The organism is Luteibacter sp. ME-Dv--P-043b, from assembly GCF_030209605.1.
In the GTDB taxonomy this organism is placed as follows: domain Bacteria; phylum Pseudomonadota; class Gammaproteobacteria; order Xanthomonadales; family Rhodanobacteraceae; genus Luteibacter.
In genome coordinates this window covers 20,622-38,006 of the sequence record NZ_JARVRT010000042.1, presented here as the reverse complement: position 1 = coordinate 38,006, position 17,385 = coordinate 20,622, and the positions used below count along the sequence as shown (strand labels likewise).

General features: G+C 67.9%; 16 protein-coding genes. 5 read left to right on the top strand and 11 right to left on the bottom strand.

Features of this window, described 5'->3' with window-relative positions; translation table 11 throughout:
• The first annotated feature begins 44 nt into the window (after nucleotides 1-44).
• Nucleotides 45-1,700, top strand: coding sequence for an alpha-amylase family protein (locus QRN34_RS17975; RefSeq protein WP_036139734.1), 1,656 nt, complete (start codon nucleotides 45-47; stop codon nucleotides 1,698-1,700).
• A 7-nt stretch (nucleotides 1,701-1,707) separates the two neighbouring features.
• Here the strand turns inward: QRN34_RS17975 and QRN34_RS17970 are convergent, their stop codons facing one another.
• Nucleotides 1,708-2,343: a LysE family transporter gene (locus QRN34_RS17970; protein ID WP_285406631.1), complete on the bottom strand. Its 636-nt coding sequence runs from the start codon at nucleotides 2,341-2,343 to the stop codon at nucleotides 1,708-1,710.
• A 128-nt stretch (nucleotides 2,344-2,471) separates the two neighbouring features.
• On the opposite strand from QRN34_RS17970, the gene QRN34_RS17965 reads away from it, so the two are divergent.
• Nucleotides 2,472-3,776 (top strand): nucleoside transporter C-terminal domain-containing protein, encoded by a 1,305-nt coding sequence (locus tag QRN34_RS17965; protein ID WP_285406629.1) that lies wholly within the window; start codon nucleotides 2,472-2,474, stop codon nucleotides 3,774-3,776.
• Nucleotides 3,777-3,779: 3 nt separating this feature from the next.
• Entirely contained in the window at nucleotides 3,780-4,628 is an 849-nt protein-coding gene (locus QRN34_RS17960) for a PfkB family carbohydrate kinase (RefSeq protein WP_285406627.1), read from the top strand.
• A gap of 213 nt (nucleotides 4,629-4,841) precedes the next feature.
• Here QRN34_RS17960 and QRN34_RS17955 read toward each other — a convergent pair whose 3' ends face one another.
• The 8 genes from QRN34_RS17955 to QRN34_RS17920 all read right to left on the bottom strand — a co-directional run bounded on the left by QRN34_RS17955 (nucleotide 4,842) and on the right by QRN34_RS17920 (nucleotide 14,362).
• Nucleotides 4,842-7,475 carry a M1 family metallopeptidase gene (locus QRN34_RS17955; protein WP_285406626.1) on the bottom strand — a complete coding sequence of 878 codons (2,634 nt, stop codon included), beginning with the start codon at nucleotides 7,473-7,475 and terminating at the stop codon, nucleotides 4,842-4,844.
• A gap of 113 nt (nucleotides 7,476-7,588) precedes the next feature.
• Nucleotides 7,589-8,854 (bottom strand): SEL1-like repeat protein, encoded by a 1,266-nt coding sequence (locus QRN34_RS17950; protein WP_285406625.1) that lies wholly within the window; start codon nucleotides 8,852-8,854, stop codon nucleotides 7,589-7,591.
• A gap of 112 nt (nucleotides 8,855-8,966) precedes the next feature.
• Nucleotides 8,967-10,901 carry a response regulator gene (locus tag QRN34_RS17945; protein WP_285406624.1) on the bottom strand — a complete coding sequence of 645 codons (1,935 nt, stop codon included), beginning with the start codon at nucleotides 10,899-10,901 and terminating at the stop codon, nucleotides 8,967-8,969.
• A complete protein-coding gene (locus tag QRN34_RS17940; protein WP_285406622.1) occupies nucleotides 10,888-11,739 on the bottom strand; it encodes an ATP-binding protein in 852 nt (283 codons plus the stop codon). Before QRN34_RS17940 ends, QRN34_RS17945 begins: the two co-directional genes overlap by 14 nt.
• Nucleotides 11,736-12,749 (bottom strand): ATP-binding protein, encoded by a 1,014-nt coding sequence (locus QRN34_RS17935; RefSeq protein WP_285406621.1) that lies wholly within the window; start codon nucleotides 12,747-12,749, stop codon nucleotides 11,736-11,738. Before QRN34_RS17935 ends, QRN34_RS17940 begins: the two co-directional genes overlap by 4 nt.
• Entirely contained in the window at nucleotides 12,740-13,144 is a 405-nt protein-coding gene (locus QRN34_RS17930; protein ID WP_285406620.1) for an anti-sigma regulatory factor, read from the bottom strand. The genes QRN34_RS17935 and QRN34_RS17930 overlap by 10 nt, the downstream gene beginning before the upstream one ends.
• Nucleotides 13,141-13,503: an STAS domain-containing protein gene (locus QRN34_RS17925; RefSeq protein WP_036139705.1), complete on the bottom strand. Its 363-nt coding sequence runs from the start codon at nucleotides 13,501-13,503 to the stop codon at nucleotides 13,141-13,143. The genes QRN34_RS17930 and QRN34_RS17925 overlap by 4 nt, the downstream gene beginning before the upstream one ends.
• A gap of 4 nt (nucleotides 13,504-13,507) precedes the next feature.
• On the bottom strand, nucleotides 13,508-14,362 hold the full coding sequence (locus QRN34_RS17920) for an STAS domain-containing protein (protein WP_036139701.1): 855 nt from the start codon (nucleotides 14,360-14,362) through the stop codon (nucleotides 13,508-13,510).
• Nucleotides 14,363-14,503: 141 nt separating this feature from the next.
• Here QRN34_RS17920 and QRN34_RS17915 point away from each other — a divergent pair, with 141 nt between their 5' ends.
• The gene (locus QRN34_RS17915) at nucleotides 14,504-14,854 is read left to right on the top strand and encodes a response regulator (RefSeq protein WP_036139699.1); all 351 of its coding nucleotides are present in this window, start codon (nucleotides 14,504-14,506) and stop codon (nucleotides 14,852-14,854) included.
• A gap of 4 nt (nucleotides 14,855-14,858) precedes the next feature.
• On the opposite strand, the gene QRN34_RS17910 is transcribed toward QRN34_RS17915, so the two are convergent.
• Both QRN34_RS17910 and QRN34_RS17905 read right to left on the bottom strand, forming a co-directional pair.
• Nucleotides 14,859-15,242 (bottom strand): nuclear transport factor 2 family protein, encoded by a 384-nt coding sequence (locus QRN34_RS17910; RefSeq protein ID WP_036139697.1) that lies wholly within the window; start codon nucleotides 15,240-15,242, stop codon nucleotides 14,859-14,861.
• Nucleotides 15,239-16,162, bottom strand: a complete 924-nt coding sequence (locus QRN34_RS17905; RefSeq protein WP_285406617.1) for a LysR family transcriptional regulator — start codon at nucleotides 16,160-16,162, stop codon at nucleotides 15,239-15,241. The genes QRN34_RS17910 and QRN34_RS17905 overlap by 4 nt, the downstream gene beginning before the upstream one ends.
• Nucleotides 16,163-16,273: 111 nt before the next feature.
• Between QRN34_RS17905 and QRN34_RS17900 the strand changes: the two genes are divergently transcribed.
• The gene (locus QRN34_RS17900; RefSeq protein WP_285406615.1) at nucleotides 16,274-17,338 is read left to right on the top strand and encodes an aldo/keto reductase; all 1,065 of its coding nucleotides are present in this window, start codon (nucleotides 16,274-16,276) and stop codon (nucleotides 17,336-17,338) included.
• Nucleotides 17,339-17,385 lie beyond the last annotated feature (47 nt).

Sequence of the window (17,385 nt, the reverse complement as noted above, 5' to 3'; positions counted from 1 at the left end):
GGCCCCTTACGCTCCCGCCACCCCCGCCTGCCGCGAGCGCCGTCATGATCAACGACCTCTGGTACAAGAACGCCGTGATCTACTGCCTGTCCGTGGGCAGTTTCCAGGACTCCAACGGCGACGGCATCGGCGATTTCCAGGGCCTGTCGCGGCGGCTGGATTACCTGCAGGGCCTGGGCGTCACCGCTGTCTGGCTGATGCCCTTCCAGACCTCGCCCCTGCGCGACGGCGGCTACGACATCGCCGACTACTACAACGTGGACCCGCGCTACGGCACGCTGGGCGACTTCGTCGAGTTCACCCACGCCGCCCACCAGCGCGGCATGCGCGTGCTGATCGACCTCGTGGTGAACCACACCTCCGACAAGCACCCCTGGTTCCGCGAGGCCTGCCGCGACCCCTCCTCGAAGTATCGCGACTGGTACGTGTGGTCGAAGACGCGCCCGGCCAATGCCGATGAAGGCATGGTGTTCCCCGGCGTGCAGAAGAGCACGTGGACGCACAACGCGCAGGCCAAGGCGTGGTATTTCCACCGCTTCTACGACTTCCAGCCCGACCTGGACACCGCCAACCCCTACGTGCAGGCCGAGATCCTGAAGATCATGGGCTTCTGGACGCAGCTAGGCGTGTCCGGTTTCCGCATGGACGCCGTGCCCTTCGTCATCGCGACCAAGGGCGCGGACGTGAAGAAGCCGAAGGAGCAGTTCGACATGCTGCGCTCCTTCCGCGAACTGCTGCAGTGGCGCAAGGGTGACGCGATCATCCTGGGGGAAGCCAACATCCTGCCCAAGGACGATATGCAGTACTTCGGCGACGATGGCGATCGCCTGCAGATGATGTTCAATTTCCAGGTCAACCAGAACCTGTTCTATGCGCTGGCCGCCGCGGACGTGCGCCCGCTGGTCAAGGCGCTGGAGAAGACCAAGCCGCGTCCGGCCACCGGGCAGTGGGCACTGTTCCTGCGCAACCACGACGAGCTCGACCTGGGCCGCCTGACCAAGGCGCAGCAGGCGAAGGTGTTTGCCGAGTTCGGACCGGACAAGGACATGCAGCTGTACGACCGCGGCATCCGCCGGCGCCTGGCGCCGATGCTGCGTAACGACCGCCGCCGCCTGGAGTTGGCCTATTCGCTGATGCTCACCCTGCCCGGCACGCCGGTGATCCGCTACGGCGACGAGATCGGCATGGGCGACGACCTGTCGCTACCCGAGCGCGAATGCGCGCGCACGCCCATGCAGTGGTCGACCGAACGGCTGGGCGGCTTTACCGACGCGAAGCGCTCCGTCGGCAAGGTGATCGCGGAAGGCCCGTTTGGCTACCCCCATGTCAACGTGGCCGAACAGCGGCGGGACCCGGATTCGCTGCTGAACTGGATGGAGCGGGTCATCCGCATGCGCAAGGAAATCCTGGAGGTGTCCTGGGGCGATTTCGAGGCTATACCGCTGGACGACGATGCGATCCTGATGATCCGCTACACCTGGCGCGGCAACGCCGTCGTGTTCCTGCACAACCTGTCCGACGCACCCTGCGAGGCCGTGTTCTCCCGGGACGGGCAACTGACCAACGTACTCTCCGACGACCACAGCGAACCCGATGCGCGCGGCATGCATCGCATCCTGCTGGAACCCTACGGCTACCGCTGGTTCCGCGAGGGCGGCCTTGGCTACATCCTCAAGCGGAAGGAAGTGGATGGGGTGTAAGACGCAGCTACCGCCGCGCAAACACCAGGTGCAACCCGAACAACGTAAACACCGCCCCGGCGCCGCCGTCGATCCAGCGGCCGGCGCGCACGTAGGCCCGGCGCATCGCCGGCAGGGCGAAGATACCTGCGACCAGCCCGAACCACAGCACGGTTTCCGCCGTGACCATGGCCCATAGCCCCCAGCGCGTGGCGCCATCGGTGCCCTCGCCCACGAAGGCCGAGAAGATCGAGGCGAAATACACCGCGGCCTTGGGGTTGGCGAGATTGGTCGCCAGGCCCCGTGCCAGGGCGCGACCCGGGCTGGAACCGCGCACGTCCACCACGGGTGCCGCCGCCTCGGCTTCGGCCTTCGGCGGGGCTTGCCACGCGGCGCGCAGCATGCGAAGGCCCATCCAGCAGAGGTAGGCGCCGCCGAGGATGGCGATGCCCCGCTCCAGCCAGGCCAGGCGATGCAGCAGCAGCTGCAGGCCCAGCAAGGCCAGCGCGGCCCATACCGCTACGCCGAGGGCGATGCCGACCACACCGGCCAGGGCCTCGCGGCGCGAGCGGCTGGCGGCCAGCTGGGAGACGAAGAAGAAGTCGGGGCCCGGCGTGACGAGCGCGACGATCTGAACGAGGGCGAGGGTCAGGAACAGGTTCATGGGGCCAAGATTACCCGTCTTCACCCGAATTTCGCAGTGCGCCTTGCCCCACGAGACCACCTCCCGTAACCTCGCGTTTTTAAAAGCGGTCACGGGGCTACCCCCGGCCTTCATAGGGGTAAGTCGCAATGCTGGGTCTGCTTGGCCACGTTTTGTTTGGCCTGTTCGGGTTGGCGGTGCTGGTCGGCATCGCGTTCTGCTTCTCCAACAACAAGCGCGTGGTCGACTGGAAACTGGTCGCCACGGGTGTCGCCCTGCAGATCGCCTTCGCAGCCATCGTGCTCAAGGTGCCGCTGGGCCGCGACGTGTTCGACGCCATCGCCACCGGCTTCGTCCGCCTGCTGGACTATGTGGACGTCGGCTCGCGCTTCATCTTCGGCAGCCTGCTGGACAGCTCCAAGTTCGGCGTGATCTTCGCGGTCAAGGTGCTGCCCACCATCGTCTTCTTCGCCGCCCTCACCGGCGTGCTGTACCACCTCGGCGTCATGCAGCAGATCGTCAAGGCCATGGCCTGGGTGATCACCAAGGTGATGCGCGTGTCCGGCGCGGAGACCACCAGCGTGTGCGCCAGCGTGTTCATCGGCCAGACCGAAGCGCCGCTGACCATCAAGCCGTATATCGAGCGGATGACCCAGGCCGAGCTGATGACCGTGATGATCGGCGGCATGGCGCATATCGCCGGCTCGGTCATGGCCGCCTATGTCGCCATGCTCGGCGGTGACGACCCGGCGCAGCGCATGTTCTATGCGAAGCACCTGCTCACCGCCAGCGTCATGGCCGCGCCCGCCACCATGGTGCTGGCCAAGATCCTGGTGCCCGAGACGCAGGAGCCGCTTACCCGCGGCACCGTCAAGATCGACGTGGAGCGGACCACCGCGAACGTCATCGACGCGGCGGCCACCGGTGCCGGCGACGGCCTGAAGCTGGCCATGAATGTCGGCTCCATGCTGCTGGCCTTCATCGCGCTGATCGCCCTGGTCAACGGCCCCGTGCAGTGGCTGGGCACCGTCGGCGGCGACCACAGCATCAACGCCTGGCTGCTGGTCACCACCGGCCACGAGGTCAAGCTCAGCCTGGAGACCATCTTCGGCTGGGTGCTCTCGCCCATCGCCTGGCTGATCGGCGTGCCCTGGCAGGATGCCACCCTGGTCGGCAGCTTCATCGGCCAGAAGGTAGTCATCAACGAATTCGTGGCCTACGCCTCGCTGGCCAAGCACCTGCCCGAGCTGCTGCCGGAAAGCCGCCTGATCGCCACGTATGCGCTGTGCGGTTTCGCCAACTTCTCGTCCATCGCCATCCAGATCGGCGGCATCGGCGGCCTAGCGCCCAACCGTCGCGGCGATCTCGCCCGCCTCGGCATGCGCGCGGTGCTGGGTGGCTCCATCGCCACGTTCATGACGGCGACCATCGCCGGCGTGCTCGAGCGATTCTGAGGCGTGTCCGGCGTACGCCTGCTCGTCGTCGGTGGCTATAGCGAGGAAGAACGCTGGCAGACGCCGGCCCTTCCCCGTAATGGCGAACCGGCCTACGCCGACCGCTTCGAACGCCGCCCCGGCGGCAAGGCGTTCCACCAGGCCGTCGCCGCCGCGCAGGCGGGTGTCGCCACCGGCCTGATCGCCGCCATCGGCGACGACGTGATCGATCCCTCGGGCGTCCCGCCCTTGGTCGATGCCCGCTGGCAATCCACCACCGGCGTGCGCACCGGCCGCACCGCGCTCATCGTCGACGCCAAGGGCCAGACGCTCTCGGCATTGTCCTCGGGCGCCAACGACCAGCTGTCGATCGCCTTCGTCTCCGCCCAGGCCGACCTGTTCGCCAGCGCGAAGATCCTGCTGGCCTCGACGGAAGCCAACATCGACACCATCGCCGCCACGCTCGACCTGGCCGGCACCCACCGCCTCATCCGCATCCTCGATCCCGGCCCGCTGCCGCCCGGCCTGTCCGTACGCGAGTTCGCCAGCACCGATGTCCTGCTGCTCAGCCTGCACGAGTTCGCCCGTTGCTGCGGCCGCTTCCTCAACATCGACATCACCGCCAGCGCCGTCACCGGCATGGACGACACCACGATCAACGCCCTCGCCCGCCGCCTGTGCGCCGGCACGGTGGTGGTGTCACTGGACAAGAGCTGCCTGGTCTCCCACGGCAGCGACCGCTACGGCGACCAGGCCGACCTCTACCGCGTGCCCACCTGCGGCACCGGCGATGCGTTCAAGGGCACGCTGGCCGCACGGCTTGTCGATGCGCCGTGTTTCCGTGATGCGCTGATGGCGGCGTGTTCGGCTTAGCCCACCAACCTCGCGCCAGGTGTGTAGGAGCGCACGCATGTGCGCGACATGTTTTCGCCAAACCCATCGGGCTGGCGCGTGACATCGGACGGTCGGCTTCAACACATGTCGCGCACGTGCGTGCGCTCCTACATTACATTTGCGAGCCTCGACGCACGCCAAAAAAAAACCCGCCGGCCGCAAGGCCAGCGGGTTTTCAATTCACGGCAAAGATCAGCCGTTCTTCTTGAGCCACGCATCCACGGCCGGCAGGCGCTGCTCGCGCACCATCGCGCGGTAGCGGATGCCGGCGATGGCGGTTTCCGCATCGCGACGCGACGTGGCGGCGATGTACTTCTCGGCGAAGGCGTTGACCTTGTCGATCGTGGCCACCTCGCTCGAACGGCCGGCCAGCATCGGGTAGTAGCGCGAGGCCGAGGTGGAATCGACCAGCTTGTCCACCTGGTCCTTGTGGGCCACCGCAAAGTCGAACGCCAGCTCCGGGTGGTGACGGGCCACCGTGGAGATCAGCTGCGCGCTGTTGGTCGCACCGGCCTCACCGGTGAGCGCCAGATCCAGCGCACGCTGGGCCAGGGCCTTGTCCTCGCTGGCGGCCAGCATGCCGTACAGGCGATCCTTCACCAGCGGGGTCTTCTCCGCCTTGGCCGCCGCATGCATCTTGTCCCATGTCGCGCTGTCCGCGTGCTCGGCCACCACGCCCAGGATCACCGTGCGCAGCTCCGGCGACATCTGGTTGCTCTCGTAACGACGGCGCGCCTCGGCGATGACCTTCGCGTCGCCCAGGTGACCCAGCGTGCCGATCAGCGAGGAACGCAGGATCGCCACCGGCGCTTCCTCGCCCGGCTTCGCATCCCAGCCGATCTGGGCGAACTTCGGCGACAGGCGTGACAGCGCGTACTTGCGCAGTACGGCCTGGCGCTTCGCGTCGCCGTCGTAGTAGCTATCCAGCGAGTAGAAATCGCCGCTGATCTGGTCCCACAGGGCCGGCGACGCATCCAGCGGCGTGACCTTGATGAAGTCCAGCACATCGGACGCCGGTTCCAGGCCACCCATGCCCAGCGCCCAGACGTCGGCGGCAACACCGAGCTGGTCGATCGGGTCGAGCTTCGCGTAGGCACCGGTCAGCGCCTTGATCTGCGCCGGCTGGTACAGCGTGCGGAAGTAACCGGTCTGGCCGGCGTTGAGCAGCACGGGGGCGCAGCCGGGCACGGTCATCGTGGCCGAGCCGTTCTCGATCAGCGCAGTGGCGCTGGCGCCACCGACCGTCTTCGCGATCACCGGCACGTGCCAGGCCAGGGCCTTCTTGTCCGGGCGATCACGGGTGAACTCGCCCTGCGAGAGCTTCAGCGTGGTCGAGCCGCCAGCGCACGACGCGGACTCTACGCGCACCAGCGGGATACCCGGCTGCAACGTGAAGTCGTGGGCGATGGTGCTGACCGGCTTGCCGGCGGCGGCGTCGATCTCCTTCCACAGGTCGTCGGATACGGTGTTGCCGTACGCGTGCGCCTTGATATACGCCTGCACGCCCTTCTGCCAGGCATCCGGACCGACATAGGCCTCGAGCATGCGGATGACCGACTCACCCTTGGCATACGTAATGGCATCGAACGCCTGGCTGGCCTGCTCCACCGTGGCCACGTGCTGCACCACCGGGTGCGTGGTGGCCACGGCATCACGACCCATCGCGCCCTCGCGGATGCTCACGGCCTCCAGGTTGGTGTGCCATTCCGGGTGCAGACGCTCGGTGGTGCGCGAGGCCAGCCACGAGGCGAAGCCTTCGTTGAGCCAGAGGTCGTCCCACCAGCGCATGGTCACCAGGTCGCCGAACCACTGGTGCGCCATCTCGTGCGCGGCGGTGTTGAACACTTCCTGCTTGTCCGACTGCGTGGAGATGGACGGATCGAGCAGCAGCGCGTATTCGAAGGTGTAGATCGCACCCCAGTTTTCCATCGCCGAGAAGAACTGGCTCTGGCCCGGCGAGGCGATGTTGTCCAGCTTGGGCAGCGGGTACGGCACGCCGAAGTACGCGTTGTATTCCTGCAGCACGGCCTTGCCGGACTCCAGGGTGAACTGCGCCTGCGAGGTCAGGCCCTTCTGCGTGATGACGCCGATTTCCACGCCGTCGCTCTGCGTGGTGGCGCGATCGAATTCGCCCAGGCCGAAGAACAGCAGGTAGGTGGACATCTTCGGCGTCTGCGCGAAGGTCACCGTCTTGGTGCCGTTGCCCAGGTCCTTGCTGCTCGCCGCGGGCATGTTGTTCACGGCCATGTCGGCCGAGGGCACGGTGGCGGACAGCGTGAAGGTGGCCTTGTACGCCGGCTCGTCCCACGAGGGGATGAAGCGACGGGCGTCGGAATTCTCGAACTGCGTGTACAGCGCGCGCTTCTTGCCGTCGGCCTTGGTGTCGTAGTCGATCGCGAACAGGCCGTTGGCCTGCGTGCCGATCTTGCCGGTGTAATCCATCGACAGCGTGTAGCTGCCGGCCGGTACGGCATGGTCGAAGGTGAAGGTGGCGGTCTGCGTGCCCGCATCCACGGCGACCTTCGGCGCGGCGAAGCTTGCCTTGCCCTTCGCGGGCCGCAGCGTCACGTGGGCGAACGTCATGTCCACGGCATTGAGCGTGATGGACGCGGTGGGCTCCAGCACGTCGATGGCGATCGCCACCTTGCCGTCGAAGGTCAGCTTATCGGCATGCGGCACTACCGCGACGTCGTAGTGCGTCGGACGCACGCTGCGCGGCAACTGGGTGGTGGCGAGCTGGCTGGCCTCGGTGACCGGGGCGGCCACGGCCACGGCGGAAAGACCGGCGAGCGCGAACGCGATCGCGCTGACGAGAGGAGTACGCATTGCTGGAGGGCCCTTGGTTCGTCGCGCCGCCGGGAACGTCCGGCGGGTCGATCCGCCGATGGTGGCCCCCGGCGCGGGCGGTGAGAAGCGCCGGAAGTCATGCACGCAGGAATTTACGGCGACCAGAAGCGCCACCACGCGCGTCGTTCCAGGCGGCGCAGGGCCTTCAGGTGACCGCGGGCAGCGGCCTTGCGGTACCACGCCCGCGCAATGGCCAGGCTGGGCGGCACGCCGTCGCCGTTCTCATGGAGCAAGCCCAGTTCGAACTGGGCGTCGGCATGCCCGGCGCCCGCCGCCAGGCGATACCAGCGCAGCATCGCGTCCACATCGCGCGGCACGCCGCGGCCGCCGTCGATCATCCGCGCCAGCGCGTATTGCGCGCCCGTGTGGCCGCGCTCGGCGGCCAGCCCCAGCCAGCGCACCGCCTCCGGCTCGTTGCGCCCCACGCCGTCGCCGGCGGCCAGTCGCTGGCCGAGCGCGAACTGCGCGGCGGCATCCTGCGCCGCGCCCGCCACGGCCGGCCGGGGCGCACCGGCGTCCGCCGCGGCGGCGCGTTGCCGCTCGGCCGCGTCCATCTCGTCGAGCAGGCGCCGTGCCTCGCTGTCGCCCTGGTCCGCGGCGCGGCCCAGCCAGTGCCGCGCCTGGTCGCGGTCGGTGTCCAGGTGGCTGGTTTCCAGGTAGATCCGGCCCAGCGCGAACTGCGCGCTGGCGTTGCCCAGTTCCGCCGCGCGCCGGTAATGGCGTGCGCCCATGACGGGATCGCAGGCCACGCCGATGCCGTCGCAAAGCATGTGGGCCACGCTGCATAGGGCGTCCGCGTAACCGCGCGCGTCACTCTGGCCGCGGTCGATCGCCTTGCTGTAATAGGCGAAGGCCAGCTCCGCATCCCTGGGCACGCCGCGACCGAAATAGTGCGACACGCCAAGGTTCACGCAGGCCTGCACGTGGCCCTGGTCGGCGGCCAGCCCCCACCAGCGCAGCGATTCCCCGCGATCGGTGGCAACGCCCTGCCCGCGCGCATGCAGCGAGCCCATGGCGCACTGCGCTTCGGCCGAGCCGGCTTCCGCGGCGCGCCGGTACCAGCCTGCGGCTTCGGCCGGATCGTGCGGCACACCCAGGCCGTCGGCGTAATGCGCGGCCAGGCGACACTGCGCGTCCAGGTGGCCCTGGTCGGCCGCGCGGCGAAACCACTGTGCGGCACGGCGTGCGTCAGGCGTGACATGCGCCGTGCCGTCCACGTACGCCTGCGCGACACGGAACTGGGCCGCCGGGTCGCCCAGCTGCGCCTCCTTCTCCATCCGGCCGAACCGCTGCAAAGCATCCATCTCGGCCGCGTAGCGACGGTCGCCCAGCAGCGATCCCCCTCGTGCTTCCGACATTCCGTTCCCCTGAAAAACGCCTGTCGATCGTGGGCGCATCATAGGCGATGCCGCCGCCCGCCGACACCGGTTTATGGCAGGAAACGCACGGATAGCCGGCCCCGTCGGGGGCTCAGTCCAGCATCTGCCGAACCCGTTCCAGCAGCCCGTCGATCTCGAACGGCTTGGTGATCATGTCCATGCCCGGGCCGAGGAAACCCGTGCGCTGCACGGCGCTTTCCGCGTAGCCGGTCATGAACAGCACTGGCAGCGTGGGCCGCCAGGCGCGGGCCACGTCGGCCAGCTCACGGCCGTCCATGCCCGGCATGCCGATATCGGTCAGCAGCAGGTCGATGTCGTCGTCGCCACGCAGCGTGCGCAACGCCTCGTCGGTGTCTTCGGTCACGATGCAGTGGTAACCCGCCTCGGTGAGCACTTCCGCGGTCATCATGCGCAACGTCTCGGTGTCCTCGACGATCAGCACATGCTCGCCGTTGCCGCCGGCGATGGGTCCGCGCCGCGGTGCCGGCGCGATGGCCTCGCCCTCGCCCACGGGCAGCAGCAGCGACACGTCGGTGCCCTCGCCCACCACGCTGGCGATGCGCGCATGGCCGCCGGACTGGCGCGCGAAACCGTAGATCATCGACAGGCCCAGCCCCGTGCCCTGGCCCACCGGCTTGGTGGTGAAGAAAGGCTCGAACACCTTATCCAGGATCGCCGGGTCGATGCCCGAGCCGTTGTCGGATACGGTCAGCATCACGTACTCGCCGCTGGCCAGCTGCGGGTCCCCGTCGACGCGGGCCAGGCGTGTGGACACGCGGATGGCGCCGCCACCCGGCATCGCATCGCGCGCATTGATGACCAGGTTGATCACCGCGTTCTCGAGCTGGTTCGCATCCACGCTGGCGATCACGGGCGAGGTGGACAGGAACAGGTCGAGGCTGATGTGCTCGCCGATGGTCCGGCGCAGCATGTCTTCCAGCGAACGCACGCGCTCGTTGACGTCGGTGGCGCGCGTGTTCAGCGGCTGCTGGCGGGCGAAGGCCAGCAGGCGATGGGTGAGCGCGGCGGCACGGCGTGCGGAACCCAGGGCCGCATCGGCAAAGCGCTGCACGCTTTCCGGCTTGCCCGCTTCCACCTGGCGGTTGATCAGGTCGATGCCGGTGATGATGCTGGTGAGCAGGTTGTTGAAGTCGTGCGCGATGCCGCCGGTGAGCTTGCCCAGCGCGTCCATCTTCTGCGCCTGCAGCAACTGTGACTCCGTGCGCTCGCGCTCCGCGATCTCCAGCGCCAGCTGCGTGGTGGCGGTGTCGATCTGTTCCAGCTGCGCGCGTTCGCGGCGGCGCTGCTCGGTCACGTCGTCGACGAAAACCAGGCCGGTGCCGTCGCGATGGGGCGTCAGCCGCCACTCGGTCTCGCGGGTGCCCGTGCGCGAGGCCATGCACAGCACGCCGCGCCAGCGATGCCGCTCCGCCACGTGCACGCGCATCTGCGCCAGCAGCTCGTCCTGGCCCTCTTCGAAACAGCCGTCCAGCCGCTCCGTGCCACCGACCGGCTGGACCAGACGGCGGAAGGCCTCGTTGGCCTCCACCACGTTAAGGCCCGCATCGACGACGGCAATGGGCGCCGCGATGCTGGTGAATATCTCGCGGAAGCGTGCTTCCGATTCGCGCAGCGCCAGCTCGGTGTCGCGCACGCGCACCAGCGTGCGGATGGTCGCCACCAGCACGTCCGGATCCACCGGGTGCACGAGGTAGGCGTCCGCGCCGTTTTCCAGGCCGGTGATCATGTCGCCGGTTTCGATCGACGCCGCCGAGACGTGCACCACCGGCAGCAGCAGCGTCTCCGGTGCGTCGCGCAGCTGGCGCACGATATCGAACCCGCTCATGTCCGGCAGGTTCACGTCCAGCACCAGGCAGGCGATGTCGTTGGCCGCGATCATCTGCAGGCCTTCGGTGCCGGTGCCCGCCTCGATCACCGTGTAGCCGTGCCGCTCGATCGTGCGCCGCATCGCGTAGCGCGTGGCGGCGTTGTCGTCGACGATCAGGATGCGGTTATTCCGCGGCATCGACAGCCTCCGCGGGTAACGTGCGCGGCAAGGTGACATGGAACACGGAACCTACCCCCGGCGTGCTTTCCAGGCCCACTTCACCGCCCAGCAGGTGGGCGAACTGGCGGCACAACGACAGCCCCAGGCCACTGCCGCGCACGCGCTTCTGCAGCGGCGAATCGATCTGGGTGAAGTCCTCGAACAGGATGTGCTGCAGGTCGGCCGGGATGCCGATGCCGGTGTCGCTCACGGCGAAGCGCACGAGGCCGTCGCCCTCCAGCTGCGCGGTCACGCGCACCTCGCCCCGCGGCGTGAACTTCAACGCGTTGGAGATGAAGTTGCGCAGGATCTGCGCCAGCTTCTTGTCGTCGGTGTACAGCTTGGGCATGCCCTGCGGGGCTTCGAAGATCAGGTCCGCGTCGGTGTTGTCGACGATGGGACGGAACATGCCGCGCAGCGCGGAGAACAGGTCCATCAGCTCGAACCATCCCGCCGAGATGCTGATCCGGCCGGCCTCGATCTTGGCCAGGTCCAGCAGGTCGTCCACCATGTCGCTCAGCTCGCGCGCGGCGCCGCTGACGAAGGCCAGTTGCTTGTGCTGCTCCACGGTCAGCGGGCCGTCCAGCTCGTCGTCCAGCAAGCGGGTCATGCTGAGGATGGAGCCAAGCGGCGTGCGGAACTCGTGGCTCATGTACGACAGGAACCGGCTCTTCAGTTCGGACGCCTCGCGCAACTGCTCGGCCTGGTTGTCCAGTTCCGCATACAGCGCCAGCACACCCTGGTTGGTTTCTTCCAGCTCGGTGCGCATGGCCTCGTTCTCGGCACGCAGGCGCTGGATCTCGTCGGCATCGGTCATGCCGTGGCCTCCAGTCGGATCGCAAAAACCGTGGCATCGTCGCGCCCGCGGCAGAAGTCACGATGCAGCAGCGCCGTCACCAGCGCGGGATGGCGCGACACCAGCCCGGGATAATCCTTCAGCGACCAGCGCGATTGCAGCCCGTCGCTGTGCATCACCAGCAGCCGGCCGGCCACCTGCGGAAAATCGAACGCCTGCGCGCGGCGGGTCTGCACGCCGACAATGCCCGGATGCGAGGCCAGCCCGCGTGAACCCTCGGGCAGGTGCACGCTGCCGGCGATGTTGCCGATGCCGGCATAGCGCAGGCCGGCAGTGCGCGCATCGAAACGCGCCAGCGCCACGGCGCCGCCGCGTCCGCCCTGCATGGCCTGCGCCAGCGCGCCCATCAGGGTGACGGGGTCCTCCATCGGTTCGGCCAGCCATGTCCCGACGGCAACCCGTGCCGCCTCGTGTGCCGCCTCACCATGGCCCAGGCCATCGACCACGATGGCGGCGATACGCTGGTCGTCCAGCGCCAGCGCCCAGCCGTCGCCGGACACCTCCTCGCTATGCAAGGCATGGTGACTGGCGCCGAAGCGGATATCCGCCTTGCCGAAGCCCTTGGGATAGAGGCGGGCGAGCACGATCGCGCCGCGCGGGTCGGCATACATGTCCATGACATCGGACTGGCGCTTGACCGCGCCCAGGCCTTCGCCCCGTGTGCCGCCCGTGGAGAAGCCGTCGGGCAGGCAGTCCACCAGGTTGAAACCCGGGCCGCGATCCACCGCGATCACTTCCACCCCGCGCGCGCCCATGCCGTCCAGCGCGGCGATGTGCAGTTCGCCGCCCTTTGCATGCTTGAGCACGTTGGTGGCCAGTTCGGTCGCGACCAGGGCGACGCGACCCGCATCGGTGGCATCGAAGCCGGCCTCGGCCGCCACCTGCTGCGCCACGCGCCGCGCATGTCCGATCTGGCTGGTTTCCTCGATGGGCACGACGCGCGTCAGGCTGCCGCTGAGGGTTACGTCCATTTGCAGATCATGACGCGCGTGCCGGCACCCGGCGCGCTGTCCACGGAAAATTCGTCGACCAGGCGCTTGGCGCCGGTGAGGCCCAGGCCTAGGCCACCGCCGGAGGTCCAGCCGTCGGTCATGGCCAGCTTCATGTCGGGGATGCCGGGACCCTCGTCGCGGAACAGCAGGCGCAGGCCCTTGCGTCCTTCTTCCTGCAGGATTTCCCAGTCCATGTCGCCGCCCCCGCCATAGATGACGGTGTTACGCGCCAGTTCGCTGGCCGCGGTGATCAGCTTGGTCTGGTCGACCAGGCGCAATCCGCACTCCACCGCCAGCTTGCGCGTGGTCTGGCGCGCGAGCACCACGTCCTGCTCGACGCCGACCGCCTGGGAGCCGCTTTTGAGGATGGTCATTGCCGTTGCACGCGTTCGCGCAGCAGCTTCATGCCCCGCTCCACGTCCAGCGCGGTGATCACGCCGGGCAGCGTGAGGCCCAGTTCCACGAGGGTGATGGCGACGGCCGGCTGCATGCCGACCAGCACGGTTTCCGCGTCCATGATCTTGGACAGGCCGGAGATGGTGCCGATCATGCGGCCGATGAAGGAATCCACGATGTCCAGCGCGGAGATGTCGATCAGCACGCCGCGGGCGGACGTGGCGCTGATGCGCTCGGCCAGATCGTCCTGCAGCGTGAGGGCCAACTGGTCGTGCATGTCCACCTGGATGGTGACCAGGAGGAACTCGCCCATGCGCAGGATAGGGATGCGGTCCATGGCGTCAGGCGGCCTTGGAGACGGTGACGCCCTGGCGCTTCAACGCGAGCGCAAGGGCGTCGGCGAGGTTGGCCTTGGTCACGATGCCCTGCAGGTCCAGGCCCAGGTGCACGATGGTCTGCGCGATCTGCGGGCGCACGCCGCTGATGATGGCGTCGGCACCCATGAGGCGGATCGCGGTGACCGTCTTGAGCAGGTGCTGGGCCACCAGCGTATCCACGGTGGGCACGCCGGTGATGTCGATGATGGCGATTTCCGAGCCGGTTTCCACGATGCGCTGCAGCAGCGACTCCATGACCACCTGGGTGCGCTGCGAATCCAGCGTGCCGATCATGGGCAGCGCCAACACGCCGTCCCACAGCTTCACCACCGGAGTGGACAGCTCCAGCAGTTCTTCCTGTTGGCGGGCGATGACGTCCTCGCGCGACTTCTGGAAGGCGCGGATGGTGTGCATGCCCAGCGCGTCGATCAGCTCCGAAATAGCCCAAAGCTGGTTGCCCAGCTCGGCCGGGTCGGTGGCGTACTCGCGCTGCAGCAGATCGAACAGCGGACGCTTGAGCGAGAAGATGAAGCTGGCCGTGCTCTGCGAGTCGAAACCCTGCATGGCGCGGCTGCGCGAGAGTTTCTCGAGGAACACCCGGGTTTCCGACCATTCCTGGTTGGCCAGCGTGGCGTCGCCCACATAGGCGCCGCTGACCAGCAGGCGCAGGAAGTCACGCGTCTGGGCGTCGAACTCGAGATGGTTGAGGCGGGAATCGCGCGACACGCCACTAGCGTCCAGGTTGACCTTCCAGCTGGCGAGGATATTCACCTCGTTGGAACGAATGGCTTCGACGGTCTGCTGGCTGAGTGCGGTCATGGTGATCCCCCTGTAAAGCTATATGATGCGTGGGCACAAGGCGCAATGGAATAGCACCCGGGCACCCCCTGACGTTGACAAGGCATTCACGCCAGAACCGGTATCTGCCTCGCCGTTCCTTCCTTCAAAAGTGCCTGCCCCATGACATCACAGCCCAAGCGTGTCGTTCTGCTCGTCGAGGACGATGACGCCATCCGCGAACTGACCGCGATGATCCTCGAGGGGGATTACGAGGTGCACACGGCGCGCAATGGCGACGAAGCCGAGGCTTGGCTGGAAACCCGCAAGGCCGACCTTCTGTTCACCGACGTGCGCATGCCGGGCACGGTCACGGGACAGGAGCTGGCCCGCCGGCATAGCGACATGCCGATTCTGGTCACCTCCGGCGAGGCGAAGGAACAGCACGCCTGGGTGCAGGAGCCGATGGGCTACCTGGCCAAGCCGTACGACCGCAAATCCCTGCTGGCCGCCATCGAGCGTCTGGCCGCCTGATCGATCACCCGCGATCGATCACCCGGGCGATCCGGTTGTCACGGAAGACGAACTCCGACGTACCCTGCATCTCGATGATGGTGCCCGCGCCGGGACCGTCCGGGATGTCCTCGGCGATCTCGCCGTGGAAATCGATGGTGGCGACCACCGTATCGCCGTCGTCGCGCAGGTCCACCAGGGTCTGCTTGCGCGAGGCGAACAGCGCCGCCCCCACCCGCGCCAGTTTCTCGAAATCCGCCTTGCCGTCCGTGGCCACCGCCAGCTGGTCGGCCACATGGTGCTCGAAGCGCACGTCGTCGGTGAGCGTCACCAGCATGCCCTCGACGTCGAAACGGTTATAGGCGTCGATGTACGCCCCGATCAGGGCCTGGTGGTAGTCGGCGGTCATACGGTGGATCCTCGGGTGGCGTCGGGCGCGTGGCGCTCGCGAAAGAAGTCGATGAAGACGCGCAGCTTGCGAGGCATGTGCACGCGGCTGGGATAGTACACATGGAACGGCGCGTAGGTGGGCCAGAACGCCTCCAGCACCGGGACCAGACGACCCGCGGCCAGGTCGTCGCGCACGAGCGCCTCGAAGTGGCATCCGATGCCCACGCCGGCCAGCGCCGCCTTCAACAGCACCTCGCCGTCGTTGCTGACCATGGCCGGGCGGGTATCCCGCTCCACGATGCGGCCATCGTCCAGGAACTCCCACGGCATCAGGCTGCGGTCGTTGGCCAGGCGGATGCTGGTGCAGCGATGCCCCGAAAAATCGGCCAGGTCCACCGGCGTGCCGTGCCGCGCCACGTAGCCGGGCGAGGCGAAGGTGGCCAGGCGCTGGGGTCCGCCCACCGGCACGGCCACGACGCCCTGCGCCAGGCTCTCGCCGATGCGGAAACCGGCGTCGAAGCCGCCGTCCACCAGGTCGACGAAAGTGTTGTCGCAATGCAGGTCCACCACCACGTCCGGATAGGCCACGACGAAGTCCGCCAGGTGCGGCAGCACGATCACTTCCGCGATCACCCGCGGCAGGTTGATCCGCAGCAGGCCGGCCGCCGATGCGCGCGATTCGTTCACCGACTCGACCGCCTGGGCCAGCGCCGCCAGCGCGGGTTGCGCATCGTCGAGGAAACGCCGGCCGATCTCGGTGATGCCGACCCGCCGCGTGGTGCGGTCGAGCAGGCGCACGCCCAGGCGACCTTCCAGGGCCCGCACCGTCTGCGACAGGGCCGAGGGCGACACACCCAGCTCGGCGGCCGCGCGGGTGAAGCTGGCATGGTGCGCGACGCGCGCGAAGGCGGCGATGGCGGGCAGCAGTTCGGAAGACATCGCGCAGCCATTATGAAGCCGGGCTTCATAGCCTATGCCGCGCCGGCCGATTTATCCACGCCAGCCACACGCCTATCGTCCGGGTCTGTTTCCTCTCCACAGGACGGCACGATGAGCACGCGACTGAACGACTACCTCACCCTCGGCCGCTCCGGCCTGCGCGTCAGCCCGGTGTCGCTGGGCACGATGACCTTCGGCGACGACTGGGGCTGGGGTGCCGCCGAAGCGGAATCCCGCCGCATGCTGGATCTCTACATGGAGCGCGGCGGCAACTTCATCGACACCGCCAACTTCTATACCGGCGGCACGTCGGAGACCCTTCTGGGTAAATTCCTCTCCGGGCGCCGCGACAACGCAGTGGTCGCCACCAAGTATTCGCTGGCGACGGAACCGGGCAACCCCAATGCCGGCGGCAACCACCGGCGCAACATGGTGCGCGCCGTGGAAGCCAGCCTGCGCCGTCTGGGCACCGACTACATCGATCTCTACTACCTGCATGTGTGGGATGGCCTGGCGCCGGTCGAGGAGGTGATGCGCGGCTTCGACGACCTGGTCAGCGCGGGCAAGATCGTCTACGCCGGCATCTCCGATACGCCCGCCTGGCAGGTGGCACGCATGCAGACGCTGGCCGACCTGCGCGGCTGGGCACCGCTGGTCGCCCTGCAGATCGAGCACAGCCTGATCGAGCGGACCGTGGAGCACGACCTGCTGCCCATGGCACACGAACTGGGCCTGGGCGTGCTGGCCTGGTCGCCGCTGGGCAGCGGCGTACTCAGTGGCAAGTACACCCGCGAGGACATCGCCCGGCACAAGGATGCCGACCCGTGGAACGGGACGCGTGCGGCGGTGGCCGCCGGCATGGGCGCGCTCAGCGAGCACAACCTCGACATCGTCGATGTGCTGCGCGAGGTTGCGGAGGATGTGGGCCACACCGTGGCGCAGACGGCCATCGCATGGCTGCTGGCCCGGCAGATGCCCACGGTCATCCCGATCATCGGCGCGCGCACGGCCGACCAGTTCGAGGAGAACCTGGCGGCGCTGGAGGTCACCCTCTCCGAGGCGCACGTCCAACGCCTGGACGAAGCGAGCGCCATCGCTCCCGTCTTCCCGCACAGCTTCCTGCCGAAGGTGCTGCCGCAGGTGTTCGGCGGGCAAAGCATCACCCGGCCGCGCTGACCGACATCGGGACGGAAGCGTTTGCGGGCCCGGGCGGTTCCCCGTAT

Excerpts from the sequence above, each read along its gene's own strand:
- QRN34_RS17975 (WP_036139734.1), top strand. The coding sequence starts at position 45 with ATGATCAACGACCTCTGGTACAAGAACGCCGTGATCTACTGCCTGTCC.
- QRN34_RS17970 (WP_285406631.1), bottom strand. The coding sequence starts at position 2,343 with ATGAACCTGTTCCTGACCCTCGCCCTCGTTCAGATCGTCGCGCTCGTC.
- QRN34_RS17965 (WP_285406629.1), top strand. The coding sequence starts at position 2,472 with ATGCTGGGTCTGCTTGGCCACGTTTTGTTTGGCCTGTTCGGGTTGGCG.
- QRN34_RS17955 (WP_285406626.1), bottom strand. The coding sequence starts at position 7,475 with ATGCGTACTCCTCTCGTCAGCGCGATCGCGTTCGCGCTCGCCGGTCTT.
- QRN34_RS17950 (WP_285406625.1), bottom strand. The coding sequence starts at position 8,854 with ATGTCGGAAGCACGAGGGGGATCGCTGCTGGGCGACCGTCGCTACGCG.
- QRN34_RS17945 (WP_285406624.1), bottom strand. The coding sequence starts at position 10,901 with ATGCCGCGGAATAACCGCATCCTGATCGTCGACGACAACGCCGCCACG.
- QRN34_RS17940 (WP_285406622.1), bottom strand. The coding sequence starts at position 11,739 with ATGACCGATGCCGACGAGATCCAGCGCCTGCGTGCCGAGAACGAGGCC.
- QRN34_RS17935 (WP_285406621.1), bottom strand. The coding sequence starts at position 12,749 with ATGGACGTAACCCTCAGCGGCAGCCTGACGCGCGTCGTGCCCATCGAG.
- QRN34_RS17930 (WP_285406620.1), bottom strand. The coding sequence starts at position 13,144 with ATGACCATCCTCAAAAGCGGCTCCCAGGCGGTCGGCGTCGAGCAGGAC.
- QRN34_RS17925 (WP_036139705.1), bottom strand. The coding sequence starts at position 13,503 with ATGGACCGCATCCCTATCCTGCGCATGGGCGAGTTCCTCCTGGTCACC.
- QRN34_RS17920 (WP_036139701.1), bottom strand. The coding sequence starts at position 14,362 with ATGACCGCACTCAGCCAGCAGACCGTCGAAGCCATTCGTTCCAACGAG.
- QRN34_RS17915 (WP_036139699.1), top strand. The coding sequence starts at position 14,504 with ATGACATCACAGCCCAAGCGTGTCGTTCTGCTCGTCGAGGACGATGAC.
- QRN34_RS17910 (WP_036139697.1), bottom strand. The coding sequence starts at position 15,242 with ATGACCGCCGACTACCACCAGGCCCTGATCGGGGCGTACATCGACGCC.
- QRN34_RS17905 (WP_285406617.1), bottom strand. The coding sequence starts at position 16,162 with ATGTCTTCCGAACTGCTGCCCGCCATCGCCGCCTTCGCGCGCGTCGCG.
- QRN34_RS17900 (WP_285406615.1), top strand. The coding sequence starts at position 16,274 with ATGAGCACGCGACTGAACGACTACCTCACCCTCGGCCGCTCCGGCCTG.